Source organism: Methylocystis echinoides, from assembly GCF_040687965.1.
In the GTDB taxonomy this organism is placed as follows: Bacteria; Pseudomonadota; Alphaproteobacteria; order Rhizobiales; family Beijerinckiaceae; genus Methylocystis; species Methylocystis echinoides_A.
Window position 1 is genome coordinate 1,488,875 of the sequence record NZ_CP156084.1, and the last position, 13,119, is coordinate 1,501,993.

12 protein-coding genes are annotated in these 13,119 nt (G+C 67.5%); 9 read left to right on the top strand and 3 right to left on the bottom strand.

The annotated features are described in order from the left end of the window. The first annotated feature begins 41 nt into the window (after positions 1–41). The 3 genes from fumC to RVU70_RS07245 all read left to right on the top strand — a co-directional run bounded on the left by fumC (position 42) and on the right by RVU70_RS07245 (position 3,373). Entirely contained in the window at positions 42–1,439 is a 1,398-nt protein-coding gene (gene fumC / locus RVU70_RS07235; RefSeq protein WP_363350441.1) for a class II fumarate hydratase, read from the top strand. A 210-nt stretch (positions 1,440–1,649) separates the two neighbouring features. Beyond that, positions 1,650–2,876, top strand: coding sequence for an alpha/beta hydrolase (locus RVU70_RS07240; RefSeq protein WP_363350443.1), 1,227 nt, complete (start codon positions 1,650–1,652; stop codon positions 2,874–2,876). Next, positions 2,873–3,373: a TspO/MBR family protein gene (locus tag RVU70_RS07245; RefSeq protein ID WP_363350445.1), complete on the top strand. Its 501-nt coding sequence runs from the start codon at positions 2,873–2,875 to the stop codon at positions 3,371–3,373. The genes RVU70_RS07240 and RVU70_RS07245 overlap by 4 nt, the downstream gene beginning before the upstream one ends. 5 nt (positions 3,374–3,378) lie before the next feature. On the opposite strand, the gene RVU70_RS07250 is transcribed toward RVU70_RS07245, so the two are convergent. The 3 genes from RVU70_RS07250 to RVU70_RS07260 form a co-directional block, all read right to left on the bottom strand. Next, complete coding sequence (locus RVU70_RS07250) at positions 3,379–4,449, bottom strand: alpha/beta hydrolase domain-containing protein (RefSeq protein WP_363350447.1); 1,071 nt, start codon at positions 4,447–4,449, stop codon at positions 3,379–3,381. Positions 4,450–4,480: 31 nt separating this feature from the next. Next, on the bottom strand, positions 4,481–5,101 hold the full coding sequence (locus RVU70_RS07255) for a UdgX family uracil-DNA binding protein (RefSeq protein WP_363350449.1): 621 nt from the start codon (positions 5,099–5,101) through the stop codon (positions 4,481–4,483). Positions 5,102–5,227: 126 nt separating this feature from the next. Beyond that, positions 5,228–6,046, bottom strand: coding sequence for an outer membrane beta-barrel protein (locus RVU70_RS07260; protein WP_363350451.1), 819 nt, complete (start codon positions 6,044–6,046; stop codon positions 5,228–5,230). A 387-nt stretch (positions 6,047–6,433) separates the two neighbouring features. Here RVU70_RS07260 and fabG point away from each other — a divergent pair, with 387 nt between their 5' ends. The 6 genes from fabG to gmk all read left to right on the top strand — a co-directional run bounded on the left by fabG (position 6,434) and on the right by gmk (position 13,102). Beyond that, positions 6,434–7,171, top strand: coding sequence for a 3-oxoacyl-[acyl-carrier-protein] reductase (gene fabG, locus RVU70_RS07265; RefSeq protein WP_363350453.1), 738 nt, complete (start codon positions 6,434–6,436; stop codon positions 7,169–7,171). A 308-nt stretch (positions 7,172–7,479) separates the two neighbouring features. Further along, the gene (locus tag RVU70_RS07270) at positions 7,480–7,719 is read left to right on the top strand and encodes an acyl carrier protein (RefSeq protein WP_281799750.1); all 240 of its coding nucleotides are present in this window, start codon (positions 7,480–7,482) and stop codon (positions 7,717–7,719) included. Positions 7,720–7,841: 122 nt separating this feature from the next. Then, positions 7,842–9,104, top strand: a complete 1,263-nt coding sequence (gene fabF / locus RVU70_RS07275) for a beta-ketoacyl-ACP synthase II (protein WP_363350456.1) — start codon at positions 7,842–7,844, stop codon at positions 9,102–9,104. A 470-nt stretch (positions 9,105–9,574) separates the two neighbouring features. Then, positions 9,575–11,479, top strand: coding sequence for an endolytic transglycosylase MltG (gene mltG / locus RVU70_RS07280; RefSeq protein ID WP_405044880.1), 1,905 nt, complete (start codon positions 9,575–9,577; stop codon positions 11,477–11,479). Positions 11,480–11,501: 22 nt separating this feature from the next. Further along, the gene (locus tag RVU70_RS07285) at positions 11,502–12,389 is read left to right on the top strand and encodes a YicC/YloC family endoribonuclease (RefSeq protein WP_363350458.1); all 888 of its coding nucleotides are present in this window, start codon (positions 11,502–11,504) and stop codon (positions 12,387–12,389) included. 71 nt (positions 12,390–12,460) lie between these two features. Beyond that, positions 12,461–13,102 (top strand): guanylate kinase, encoded by a 642-nt coding sequence (gene gmk, locus RVU70_RS07290; protein WP_363350460.1) that lies wholly within the window; start codon positions 12,461–12,463, stop codon positions 13,100–13,102. Positions 13,103–13,119: the final 17 nt, after the last annotated feature.

The window sequence follows — 13,119 nt, forward strand, 5'->3', positions numbered from 1 at the left end:
GGACCTTCAAGCGACGTCCGCCTCTCTTTCCGAGCGAGACCATGACAGAAAATAGCCGCATCGAACGCGATTCCTTCGGCGACATCGCCGTCCCGTCCTGGGCCTATTGGGGCGCGCAGACCCAGCGTTCGCGCGAGAATTTCCCCATCGGCGGCCAGCGCATGCCGATCGAAGTGGTGCACGCCCTCGCCCGCGTGAAGCTCGCCGCTGCGCAAGTGAACGCGGCGAAGGGGCTGATCAAGCCCGAGGTCGCGCAGGCGATCGTCTCCGCCGCGCAGGAAGTGATCGACGGCAAGTTCGACGATCATTTCCCGCTCGTCGTCTGGCAGACGGGGTCGGGCACTCAGACGAACATGAACGTCAATGAAGTGATCGCCAATCGCGCCAATGAGCGGCTCGGCGCCGGGAAGGGGGCCAAGGCGCCCGTGCATCCCAACGATCACGTCAATTGCGGCCAGTCTTCGAACGACAGTTTCCCGACCGCCATTCACATCGCCGGCGCGCTGGCGATCTCGGGCAAACTGCTGCCGGCGATCATGCGGCTGCAGGCCGCGCTGGAGCGCAAAGCCTCACAGTTCGCGCATGTCGTGAAGATCGGCCGCACCCATCTGCAAGACGCGACGCCGGTGACGCTCGGCCAGGAATTTTCCGGCTATGCGGCCCAGGCTAAATATGGCGCGGCCCGCATTCACGCGACCCTCCCCGATCTCTTTGCGCTGGCGCAGGGCGGCACGGCGGTGGGCACGGGCGTCAACACGTCGAAAGGCTTCGCCGAGGAGGTCGCCGCCAATATTGCGCAGCAAACCGGCCTGCCCTTCGTCACGGCGCCCAATAAATTCGAGGCCCTCGCCGCGCATGACGCCATCGCCTTCGCGCATGGCGCGATCAATGCGCTCGCCGCCGGCCTCTACAAGATCGCCTGCGACATTCGCCTGCTCGGCGCCGGCCCGCGCGCCGGCCTCGCGGAATTGAAGCTCCCGGAGAACGAGCCGGGGTCGTCGATCATGCCGGGCAAGGTCAATCCGACCCAGGTCGAGGCGATCACCATGGTCTGCGCCCGCATCTTCGGCAATCAGCAGACGATCACCTTCGCCGCCTCGCAGGGCCATCTCGAACTCAATGTGATGAAGCCGGTGATCGCCTTCGCGCTGCTCGAGTCGATCGATCTGATGGCGACGGGCGTCGACAGCTTCATCACGCGCTGCATCGACGGGATCGAAGCGGACGAGGCGAATATTCACCGCTTTCTCGAGCGCTCGCTGATGCTCGTCACCGCGCTCGCGCCGAAGATCGGCTATGACGCAGCCTCGAAAATCGCCCGCGCGGCGCATAAGAACGGCACCAGCCTCAAGGAAGAGGCGCTCGCCTCCGGCAAGGTGACGGAAGCCGAATTCGACGCGATCGTGCGGCCGGAGAAAATGCTGTCGCCGAACGACTAAATCGATTTAGGGGGTGGGAGGGGCCCCGCTCCCGCCCCCGTTGGAAGCCTTGGAGAGCTTCCAACGCCGTCTGCCCACGGCTCCATCAATTTGCGACAAGGCGTCCCGACCAGCTGTGCGGGACCACACAACTCGAATCGTCGCCGAAGATAGGGTAGAAGTTTTGCGCCAGAGTCGAAGCTGGCGTCTGTTTCAATCGAGGCGACGATTATGAATTTCATCCGGGGCGCCCTTCTCGCCGCGCTTTGCTGGGGGCTCGCCGCCTGCGCCGAACGTCCGCACGGCTTCCTCCTCCCCTCGCATCAGGCGCCGGCGGGAACGAATGTTGTGGACATGCTGGTCGCGACGACGCGCGCGCCGAACGACGCGGAGCCGGGAGAGATGTTCTCCGGCGAGCGCGGCGTCGGAATGTCTTTCGCCGACATCGCCATCTCTCTGCCCCCCGACGCCTATCGCCAGATCGGCGAAGTGCAGTGGCCGACGACGCAGCCGCCGGACCCCATGCTCCAATTCACCACTGTCCGCGCTTCAGTTCTGACCAAGGAGCAGGCGCTCGCCACTTTCGACCGGCGCATCAAGCAGACGCCGCGCCGGCAGGTTCTGGTGTTCGTGCACGGCTATAACACGCGCTTCGGCGAGGCCGTCTACCGCTTCGCGCAGATCGTCCACGATTCGCAGGCCGACGTCACGCCGGTGCTCTTCACCTGGCCGTCGCGCGGCAAGCTCCTACAATATGGCTATGACCACGAAAGCGCGAGCTACTCCAGGGACGCGCTCGAGGCGCTGTTGCAGGCGTTGGCCCGCGACCCCAATGTCGGCGAGATTTCCATTCTGGCCCATTCCATGGGCAATTGGGTGACGCTCGAGGCCCTGCGGCAGATGGCCATTCGCGACCGCGGCCTGCCAAAGAAGATCAACAACGTCATGCTGGCCGCGCCCGACGTCGATTTCGACGTGTTCCGCCGACAAGCCATTGCGCTGAACGTGCGGCCGTCGCTGTTCACGATCTTCGTCTCGCGCAACGACGAGGCGCTGGCCGCCTCCCGCCGGGTCTGGGGCGACAAGCCGCGCCTCGGCGCCGTCGACCCGAACGCCAATCCCTATCAGGAGGTCTTCGAACGGGACAAGCTGCAGGTCGTCGATCTGACCGACGTCGCCTCGGGCGATCGGCTGGGACATACGAAATTCGCCGAGGCGCCCCAGGTCGTGCGGTCGATCGGGGCGCGGCTCGCGGCCGGGCAGGCCTTGAACGAGGGGGCGGCCGGGATCGGCGATCGGCTCCATCAGGCCGCGACGGGGGCCGGATCGGCGGTCGGCGCGGCGGCGGGCGTCGCGGTCGCGGCGCCCTTCGCCATTGTCGATCCGCGCAGCCGCGAGAACCTCGGCGACCGGCTCGAGTCGATCGGCGACCACCTCGGCCATGCGGTGGCGCAATGAGCGCCGCTTCGGGAGAACGCAGGCTCGGGGCTCTTGCGGCGGCGGCCTGGTCGGCGGGGCCCATATTCGCGGCGGCGATGCTCGGCAACGCCGCGACGCTCCCCAATATCGCCCCTTGGTACGACCGCCTCGCCAAGCCGCCGCTCACGCCGCCGAACTGGCTCTTCGGCCCGGCGTGGACGATCCTCTATGTGCTGATGGGCGTCGCCTTTTACCGCATTCTGCGCGGCGACCCGGCCGGCCCCGGCCGCCGCGCGGCCATTTGGCTATTTGCCGCGCAGCTGGTCCTGAACGCCGGCTGGTCCGTCGCCTTTTTCGGGGCGCGCAGCCCGACGCTCGGCCTTGCCGTCATTTTGCCGATGGAGGCCTTGATCCTGGCGACCATCGCCGCCTTCTGGCGCCTCGACCGGATGGCGGCTTTCTGCCTGATCCCCTATGCGCTCTGGGTCGCCTTCGCGACCTATCTCAATGCGGGCGTCCTGACGCTCAATTCCTAGCCGCCTCAGAAAGGCGCCTGTTTCGCCGCCGCGACATAAGCGTCGGCGTCTTCCTTCAACAGCAGCCGCTCCCTGACGAGCTTGTCGGCTACGACGCGCATCGTCGCGACGAAATAGGCGCGGGAGCCATAGCGTTCGACGAGCGAAGCGCGCGGGTCGCCGGTCTTTTCGCGCTCGGCTTTCGTCGCCGGGAAGGGGAGCGCCGCGCCGGCGGCGCAGGCCGGGCCCTTGGGGTCCTTTCGCGCGTTGAAGCCGGTGAAGGTTGCGATCGGCAAGGCCTGATCCGGCAGGCGCAGGCCGGATAGTTCGTTCCCGTCGGCGTCTATTTTCGGCGCCCGACGCGACGGGCCGGGCGGCGCCGACAGGCCCGGGATTTTCGGCCAGGCGAGCGCGGCGGCCTGAACGAGATCGGATTCGGCGGGCGCGCGCGAACCCGGGGGCTTCGCGCCTTTCGTCCAGTCGTCGAGCGCCGCCAGCAGGGCGCGCAGCGCGGGGGCCGGCGAAAGGCCGTTGACGGGCGCTGCGCAATTGGCGCCGGCGCGCGTCGGCGCCACGCCCGTCAGGAAGAAGCTGCGGCGGTTCTCTGGCTCGGCGCCGAGCGGGGGGCGCTCGCCGCCCGCGCCCCAATAGGCGTCGGCGCCCCAGGTCTCGATGATGCGCGGGCTCCCGGCGGCGCGGCGCGCCGTCGGCGGCGCGTCCTGCAACAGCACGCCGTCGAAGAGCGCGCCCGCCTCGGCGAGCGCCGCTCCCGTCTCGCCCTGCCCGTTGGCCACGAGGCGCTTGGCCCCGAGGCCGCGAAGGCGCGGCGCGAGGTCGCGCAGAGCCCCCGTCCGCGCCGCGCCAGGAAGCTTCGTCAGATCGAGGCGCAGGACGGCGAAGCCGCGCGACAGCGCGAGCGGCGCAAGATCGTCGCCCGGCGCCGTCTCCACGAAAAGCGGCGCTCCCGGCGCGGGCCGCGCGGGGCGCAGAAGCGCAAGGTCGAGGTCGTAGGCGTTCCCGTCGATCCTGACCGTCGCCCGCAGGACGCCGCCCGCCTCCTTAAAGGAAACGAGCTCCGCCCGCGCGGGAAAGACCATCACGAACGCTGCGCAAGAAAACCAGAAAGCCCTAAACATTCGCCGGCATGTCCCCCGCCCGCGCCCATTCCGCGGCGATCTCCAGATCGCTGAGAAAGCGCGTCCATTCCCTCCGCTTATCTTCTTCCTCCTGCAGGCGCAGCAGGAAAGACGGATGGATGGTGGCGAGGAATTTCGCGCCCTGGTCGAGGTCGATCAAGCGGCCGCGCGATTGAGAGACCGACGCGGGGCGCCCGAGCACGCCGCGGATCGCCGTGGCGCCGAGGGCGACGATCAGCCCGGGCGCGACAAGGGCGCGCTCCTGTTCGAGCCACCAGCGGCAGGCGTCGATTTCGCCGGCGTCGGGCTTCTTGTGCAGGCGCCGCTTGCCGCGCGGCTCGAATTTGAAATGCTTGACGGCGTTGGTGACGAAACATTGCTCGCGCGGCAGATGGACTTTGGCCAGCGCCTTGTCGAGAATCCGGCCGGCGGGCCCGACGAAGGGGCGCCCCGAGAGGTCTTCGACGTCGCCCGGCTGCTCGCCGACGAACATTACCCGCGCGCCGCGCGGCCCTTCCCCCGGAACGGCTTGCGTGGCGTTCTGATACAGCGGACAGCGGGTGCAGATTTCTTCCTCGCCGGCGAGCGCGGCCAGGGTCATGAACTCGGACATGCCGGTTAAACGTGCGGACGCTGGGCCGGTTCATTCGTTGCAGAAAATGAAAACCCCCGCCTCGAAAGGCGGGGGTGGGAGACGCGCCACGCCCGGCGAGAAGGCCGGGCGGGTTCGATCGTTCCTTTAGTAGCGCGCCAACACGGGGGCCGGCGAGCCGAAGTTGAAGTGATAGTTGACGCCGGCGCGCACCGTGTGGAAGCGCGTGCGGTTGTTGATGTTGTTGAGCGAGAAGCCGGGGTTCCACAGCCAGTTCTGCTGATTGCCGCTGATCTCGGTATAGAGATACTCCGCCTTGACCGACCAGTTCGGCAGGAACAGCCATTCGGCGCCGCCGCCGGCAGTCCAGCCCGTCTGCACGACGCTGTTGTTCGACCACCAGAAGTTGCGCTGAACGTCGCCATAGGCGAAGCCGCCGGTGCCGTAGATCAGGAGCTGCGACAAACCGGGGAAGGTGACGCCGAGGCGGCCGCGCACCGTGCCGAACCAGTTGATGCGCGCCGTGTCGACGCCGCCGCCCCAACCCTGCCAGCCGCCGCCGCCGCTGCTGCCGATGCTCGTGCCCTGGAAGTCGGTCTCGACGCCGACGACCAGCCAGGGCGAGAACTGGAAATTATAGCCGATCTGGCCGCCGCCGACGACGCCGCCCGTGCCGCCGGAGTTGCCGCCGCCCCAGCCCCAACCCGGACCGCCCCAACCCGGACCGCCCCAACCCGGACCGCCCCATCCCGGGCCGGCCCAGGCCGGATTCCAGACGTTCGAAGAGTTGGGGTCCTGCCAGCCGCCGCCGAGGTTGAGACCGGCGTAGACGCCGTTCCAGGTCAGGACCGGCGGCGGCGGGACATAGGGTGGCGGCGGGGCCGTGTGGGGGGGAAGATCCGCGGCTTGCGCCGCACTTGCCGCGAGGATGGCGGCAAGAACGGAGATGGCGAGAGTTGTTCTCATGTCTGAAACCCTTTTTCTTGTCAGCCCGACCTCGGCGTCTGCCCGAACTTGGCTTTAAAAACCATGCAGATATGGGCCCCGAGAGCCTTTCAGGTTGTCCAAGAAAAAAGAGATTCGAGCAACAAAGTAAAAGTACAAAACGGGAAGTATTGGCCCCAATTTCTTGCGTTGTTGCATTTTTGACACGCAGGAAAGCTTTGCGTTTCTGGCCGAACTTGACAATTGATTGCTAGAGCGTGTCTACGATCTTGTCTTTATTTCGGCGCATCAGACAGTCGGTGATTGGCGCGCGGGCGGTTCGGCCTCGCATTTTTTGAATTTCGCGCTAAGGGGGAACGCGGCCGGAAGGGGCGGCGCATCCGCTCCACGCGGCAAGGGAGGAAACATATGTTCGATTTGACAGGCAGGACGGCGCTGGTCACCGGCGCGAGCGGCGGCATCGGCAAGGACATCGCCCGCGCCCTCGTTGCGGCGGGCGCGACCGTGGCGCTCTCCGGCACGCGTCGCGAGGCGCTCGAGGCGCTCGCCGCCGAGATCGGCGGAGCCACGCATGTCCTCCCGTGCAATCTGGCCGATCGCGACGAGACTGAAAAGCTGGCGCCGGCCGCGGAGGCGGCGATGGGCGGCGTCGACATTCTGGTCAATAACGCCGGGATCACCCGCGACGGCCTCTTCATGCGCCTGAAGGACGAAGACTGGGAGACGGTCTTGAACGTCAATCTCACCTCCGCCTTCCGCCTCTCGCGCGCGGTGCTGCGCGGCATGATGAAGAAGCGCTTCGGCCGAATCATCGGCATCACCTCGGTGGTCGGCGTCACCGGCAATCCCGGACAGGGCAATTACGCCGCCGCCAAGGCGGGCATGATCGGCATGTCGAAGTCGCTCGCCGCCGAAGTCGCCTCCCGCGGCGTCACGGTCAATTGCATCGCCCCGGGGTTCATCGAAAGCCCGATGACCGACGCGCTGAACGCGGCCCAGAAGGAGCGCATTCTCGCCGCCGTTCCCGCCGGCCGGTTGGGAACCGGCGCGGACATCGGCGCCGCCGTGGTCTATCTCGCCAGTCTCGAGGCCGGCTATGTGACGGGGCAGACCCTGCATGTGAACGGCGGCATGGCGATGATCTGAAGCGGCCGCGCGCGCCGCCGCCAGGCTGCGGCTTTTTGCCGTGCCGAAAAGGGCGTCGCGCCGGCCCTTTTCGCCCCGCGCCGCCGATTCGGCCCTCTCGCCAACCTGTTTGAAGTATGTTACCAGACCGACGCCGCGAGAGGGGCGGCGCCGCCCTTAGTCCTCAAAATCAGGCCCGAGCGCCGTTCTGGCCGCGCCGCCTTGGGGATGGGCTGGCGCATCTGAATCGTTTAGGAGGAAACGGCGAGCGGGCTTAATCCTGCGGCGCCGTCATCGGTGCGAGCACCATAGCAACAGGGACGAAATCAATGAGCGATGTCGCCGAGCGCGTGAAGAAGATCGTTGTGGAACACCTCGGCGTCGAGCCTGAGAAGGTCGTCGACAAGGCGAATTTCATCGACGATCTGGGCGCCGACTCGCTCGACACGGTCGAGCTGGTCATGGCGTTCGAGGAAGAATTCGGCGTCGAGATTCCCGACGATGCGGCCGAGACGATCGTCACGGTCGGCGACGCGGTGAAGTTCCTCGAGAAGGCGAAAGCCGCCTGATTTCGAGACGCTCGACTTGGAAAAGCGCGCCGGCGGATCGCCGCGCGCTTTTTGCTTCCGATCCGGCCGCGCTGCGGGCGGATGTTCAACCGATCCAGTAAAATCAAAGTAGAGAGCAAGCCATGCGCAGGGTGGTCGTCACCGGGCTTGGCGTCGTGTCGCCTCTGGGCTGCGGCGTCGAAACGAATTGGCGGCGGTTGATTGCCGGCGAGCACGGATTCCGCCGCATCGACATGTTCGAGGTCGACGATCTTGCCTGCCAGATCGCGGCCATCATCCCGCGCGGCGACGGCTCCAACGGCTCCTTCAATGCGGACGACTGGTTCGATCCCAAGGAGCAGCGCAAGGTCGACGACTTCATCATCTACGGAGCCGCTGCGGCGACGCAGGCGCTGGCCGACGCGGGCTGGAAGGCCGATACGCCGGAAAAGCAGGAAACGACCGGCGTGCTGATCGGCTCGGGGATCGGCGGGCTCGGCGGCATCTATGAAACGTCTCTGACGTTGAAGGAAAAAGGCCCGCGCCGCGTGTCGCCCTTCTTCGTGTCGGGCCGCATCATCAATCTCGTGGCCGGCTATGTCTCGATCATGCACGATCTCAAAGGCCCGAACCATGCGGTGGTGACGGCCTGCGCCACCGGCACCCACGCCATCGGCGACGCCGCGCGCATCATCGCGATGGGCGACGCCGACGTCATGGTCGCGGGCGGGGCCGAATCGCCGGTCAACCGCATCGGCGTCGCCGGCTTCGCCGCGTGCCGCGCGCTTTCAACCGGATTCAACGACCGCCCGGCCGAGGCCTCGCGTCCCTATGACAAAGACCGCGACGGTTTCGTGCTCGGCGAGGGCGCCGGCTGCGTCGTGCTCGAGGAATATGAGCACGCCAAGGCGCGCGGCGCGCGCATCTATTGCGAGCTCATCGGCTATGGCATGTCGGGCGACGCCTTCCATATCACGGCGCCCTCTCCGGACGGCGACGGCGCCTATCGCTGCATGAAGATGGCGCTGAAGCGCTCGGAGATTTCCGTCGCCGACATCGACTATGTGAACGCCCATGGCACCTCGACGCCGCTCGGCGACGAGATCGAATTGAAGGCCGTCGAGCGGCTGATCGGCAATGTCGAACCGCGGCTCTCCATGTCCTCGACGAAATCGGCGGTCGGCCATCTTCTCGGCGGCGCCGGCGCGGTGGAGGCGGTGTTCACGATTCTCGCCATGACCAACAACGCCGCGCCGCCAACCCGCAATCTCGACAATCCTTCCGTCGAGACCGCGATCGACCTCGTGCCGAAGACGGCCCGCGAGAGAGAAATCAACGTGGCGCTGTCGAATTCCTTCGGCTTCGGCGGCACCAACGCCTCGCTTCTCTTCCGCAAGCTTCAGTAAAAATTCACAGGCGGGACGTTTGATGCGAATATTCCGGGCGAAAGGGCTTCGCCCGGAAGGGGGAGGCGTTGCGTTCCTGAATTCGCCACAATGACCCCTAGTGTGGATACTCCCTCCTGCGGCTACCGCCCCCAGGGGTTCCGACCTGCGGATTCCCGGCGCCGCGTCGAGCTTTGATTGGCGTGATCACGATGATGAGCGACGAGACGGGCGACAAGCCGACGACCCCCGACGAGGCGGCCAAGCAGCAATCCTCGCAAACGGCAGGCTCGTCCGCGCCGGCGGAAAGCGCAAAGGTCGAGGCCGCCGCGTCCGAGCCGAAGGCGTCGGCGCCCGCGCCCGCCGACGCGCCTCATCCCGTTTCCGAGAAGCCGGAGGCGGCCGCGACGGCGGCGCCGGACGCCGAAACCTCCGACAAGCCGGCGCCCGTGGCGGCTGCGCCCATCCCCGCGCCGGCCATTCCCGCGCCCGTGACGCCTCGGCCCGCGCCGCAGCAGCCGGCGCCTGAGGAGCCGAAGCGGTCCGCCGCGGAAAGTGTCGCGCAATCTGCAAGCGAAAAGGCAGGCGGGATCTTCCGCCGGCGCGCCACCCTTCAGGCCGCGCAGCAGGCGCTTCAGCCGGAAGCGCCGCCGGCGCCCCCGAAGAAACGCAAGAAGCGCCGGGACGGCACGCTCTCCGTCATGAGCGGCTTTCTGAGCTTCACGCTCGTGGCGCTGGTCGCGAGCGTCTTCGGCGTCATCGCCGTCTTGCACAAGCTCAAAGAGCCGGGCCCGCTCGCCGCCGACAAGATCGTCTATCTGCCGCCGCGCAGCGACGTGCCGGAAATGCTGGCGCAATTGCAGCGCGAGGGCGTCATCGACAGTCCGACGCTGATGAATTTCGCCGTGCTCGTCGAAGGCGCGCGCGGCAAGCTCAAGCAGGGCGAATATCTCTTCCGCAAGCATGCGAGCCTGCGCGACGTCATCGACGCGCTCGTGGCCGGCCGTCAGATCCTGCACAGCGTCACCATACCGGAAGGCCTGACCAGCGAGCAGATTTTGCAGCGCCTACGCGACTCCGATCTCCTCGCCGGCGACGTTCTGGAGGCGCCGAAAGAAGGCGCGCTGCTGCCCGAGACTTATAAATTTCCGCGCGGCTTTCCGCGCGCCAAGCTGATCTCCAAGATGCAGGAGGACCAGCGCAAGCTCGTCGACCAGATCTGGGCGAAGCGCGCCAAGGACCTGCCGCTGAAATCGCCTTACGAGCTCGTCACGCTGGCCTCCATCGTCGAGAAGGAGACGGGCAAGGCGGACGAGCGTCCGCGCGTGGCGGCCGTGTTCCTGAACCGGCTGCGCAAGAACATGCGCCTGCAGTCGGACCCGACGATCGTCTATGGCCTCGTCGGCGGCAAGGCGACGCTCGGACGCGGCATCCTGCGCTCGGAGATCGAGAAGTGGACGCCCTATAACACCTACGCCATCGACGGCCTGCCGCCGAGCCCCATCGCCAATCCGGGCAAGGCGGCGCTCGAGGCGACCGCCAATCCCGCCAACACCAAGGACCTCTATTTCGTCGCCGACGGCACGGGCGGGCATGTCTTCGCCGATTCGCTCGAGCAGCATTCGCGCAACGTCCAGAATTGGCGGCGCATCGAGCTGGAGCAGAAGACCAAGGCGGGCGAGGGGGTCGACCAGAGCGTTCCCGCGGCGGCGCCGCCGCAAGCGCCGCCCAAGACCGACAAGCGCACCCAGGCGCCGATCGGCCGGCTCGTCGCCCTCGGCGCCCGGCACGAAGATTACCCCGTCGCCCGCGACATGGCGGCGGATGACGGGGCGACGCACCGGCTCGGCAAGTTCGGCCCCGCCGGAGCCGCCTTTTTCCTTGGCGGATTCGACGACCCGACCGCCGGGGCCGCGCGGCATCTGGCGCGGCTGCGCGTCGCCCGGCCTTATTTCACCGAGCCCGCCGCCCAGCCCAAGGGGCCGGCCGATAGTTTCGATCCCACCCTTCTCGCGGCGCGCGCGGCGCCCGACACGGAGGCCGAGGAGGAGGGCGTACTCGGTCCGGACATGGTGGCGCGCGAGAGCGCCGACGGCAAAGCGCTGCCCGACACTGACGTTGCGGTCTATCCCGTCTCCCCGGCGCGACGCGCGGAGCTGAAGGCGCGCGCCGCCAGGCTCGGCCTCGCCACCGGCTCCGACGAAGCGCCGACCGAGGCGTTGGGCGACAAGGTTTCCCCGGACGACGCCGGCCCGCTGGCTCTGGCCGCCGCGCCGCAACGGACGCGGCCGCGCGCCTTCGACGCCTCGGAGGGCACGCCGCTCGATCCCTTGCGCGACAAGAGCTGGGACCTCACCTCGGCGAAATCCGTTCCGTCGGCGGCGAGCATGCGTTGACGCCGCAAACCGGAGCGCGCCGATGACTGTCGCCAGCATGACCGGATTCGCCCGCGCGCGCGGCAGCCTCGGACCGTGGAGCTACGCCTGGGAAGTCAAGAGCGTCAACGCCAAGGGGCTGGATCTCCGGGTCAGGGTTCCCGCCAATTTCGACGCGGTCGAAGTCAAGGCGCGCGCCGGCCTTTCGGCGCGCCTGGCGCGCGGCTCGGTCTTCGCCAGTCTTTCGGCGCAGCGCTTGGAGGCGCAGGGCGTCGCGCGCATCAACCGCGCCGCGCTCGACAAGCTGCTCGCTGCGCTCGACGACGTGCCGCTGCATGCGAGCCTGCGTCCGGCCTCGCTCGACGGCCTGCTGAGCGTCAAAGGCGTCGTCGAGATCATCGAGCCCGAAGAGGACGAGACCCAGCGGGCCGCGCTGGAGAAAAGCATTCTCGCGGCGCTGGAGGCCGCCCTCGACTCGCTCGTCGCCGCGCGCGAGGCCGAGGGATTTGCGCTCGCCGCCGTGCTCAGGGCGCGGCTCGACCGCATCGGCGCCCTCGCCGCTCAAGCCGACGCCTTGCCCGGCCGCCAGCCCGAGGCCGTGCGCCAGCGTCTGGCGCAGCAGCTTGCGCGGCTCCTCGACAGCGCCGAAGGGCTCGACCCGGTCCGTCTCCATCAGGAGGCGGTGCTGCTTGCGGTCAAGGCGGATATTCGCGAAGAGCTCGACAGGCTCGCGGCGCATGTGGGCGCCGGCCAGAAACTGCTGCTGGACGGCGGCCCCATCGGGCGACGGCTGGATTTCCTCGCCCAGGAACTCTCGCGGGAGACCAACACGCTCTGCGCCAAATCCAACGATCCCGCCCTCACCGCCCTCGGGCTCGAGCTCAAGATCGAGGTCGAGCAGCTGCGCGAACAGGTGCAAAACATCGAATAGGTCAGGGCGACGGTTGAAACCAACGCCCTAATTTCCTATTGGCGGTAACCCGCCCTTCAACAACCGCCGTCATGGATCACACACTCCCGCTGCGCCGCGGCGTCGTTCTCATCCTTTCCTCGCCTTCCGGCGCCGGCAAGACCACGCTGACGCGGATGCTGCTGCAGGACCGCGACCTCGATCTGACGTTATCGATCTCGGTGACGACGCGGGCGCGCCGGTCGAGCGAGGTCGACGGCATTCATTACCGCTTCATCAACGAGCGCCAATTCGCCGCCATGCGCGACGCCGGCGAGTTGCTCGAATGGGCGGAAGTGCACGGCAATTTCTACGGCACCCCGCGCGCGCCGGTCGAGGCGACGCTGGCGCAGGGGCGCGACTGTCTCTTCGACATCGACTATCAGGGCACGCGGCAGGTGCGCGAGAAGATGGCCGCCGACTCGGTCACGGTTTTCATTCTGCCGCCGTCGATGAAGGAATTGCGCGCCCGGCTCGAGCGCCGCGCCGAGGATTCGGCGGAGGTCATCGAACGCCGGCTCGAGAACGCCCGCAAGGAAATTCAGCGGTGGAAGGATTACGATTATGTGATCGTCAATGACGATCTGCAGCGCTCCTTCGACGATCTGATCGCCATCCTGCGCGCCGAGCGCCAGCGCCGCCCCCGACGCATGCGCGGCATCGAGCAATTCGTCGACAAGCTCTTGAGCGAGTAGAAGCGGCGCGCTAGCGC

Excerpts from the sequence above, each read along its gene's own strand:
- RVU70_RS07270 (WP_281799750.1), top strand. The coding sequence starts at position 7,480 with ATGAGCGATGTCGCCGAGCGCGTGAAGAAGATCGTTGTGGAACACCTC.
- gmk (WP_363350460.1), top strand. The coding sequence starts at position 12,461 with ATGGATCACACACTCCCGCTGCGCCGCGGCGTCGTTCTCATCCTTTCC.
- RVU70_RS07285 (WP_363350458.1), top strand. The coding sequence starts at position 11,502 with ATGACTGTCGCCAGCATGACCGGATTCGCCCGCGCGCGCGGCAGCCTC.
- RVU70_RS07260 (WP_363350451.1), bottom strand. The coding sequence starts at position 6,046 with ATGAGAACAACTCTCGCCATCTCCGTTCTTGCCGCCATCCTCGCGGCA.
- fumC (WP_363350441.1), top strand. The coding sequence starts at position 42 with ATGACAGAAAATAGCCGCATCGAACGCGATTCCTTCGGCGACATCGCC.
- RVU70_RS07250 (WP_363350447.1), bottom strand. The coding sequence starts at position 4,449 with ATGGTCTTTCCCGCGCGGGCGGAGCTCGTTTCCTTTAAGGAGGCGGGC.
- fabG (WP_363350453.1), top strand. The coding sequence starts at position 6,434 with ATGTTCGATTTGACAGGCAGGACGGCGCTGGTCACCGGCGCGAGCGGC.
- RVU70_RS07255 (WP_363350449.1), bottom strand. The coding sequence starts at position 5,101 with ATGTCCGAGTTCATGACCCTGGCCGCGCTCGCCGGCGAGGAAGAAATC.
- RVU70_RS07245 (WP_363350445.1), top strand. The coding sequence starts at position 2,873 with ATGAGCGCCGCTTCGGGAGAACGCAGGCTCGGGGCTCTTGCGGCGGCG.
- RVU70_RS07240 (WP_363350443.1), top strand. The coding sequence starts at position 1,650 with ATGAATTTCATCCGGGGCGCCCTTCTCGCCGCGCTTTGCTGGGGGCTC.
- fabF (WP_363350456.1), top strand. The coding sequence starts at position 7,842 with ATGCGCAGGGTGGTCGTCACCGGGCTTGGCGTCGTGTCGCCTCTGGGC.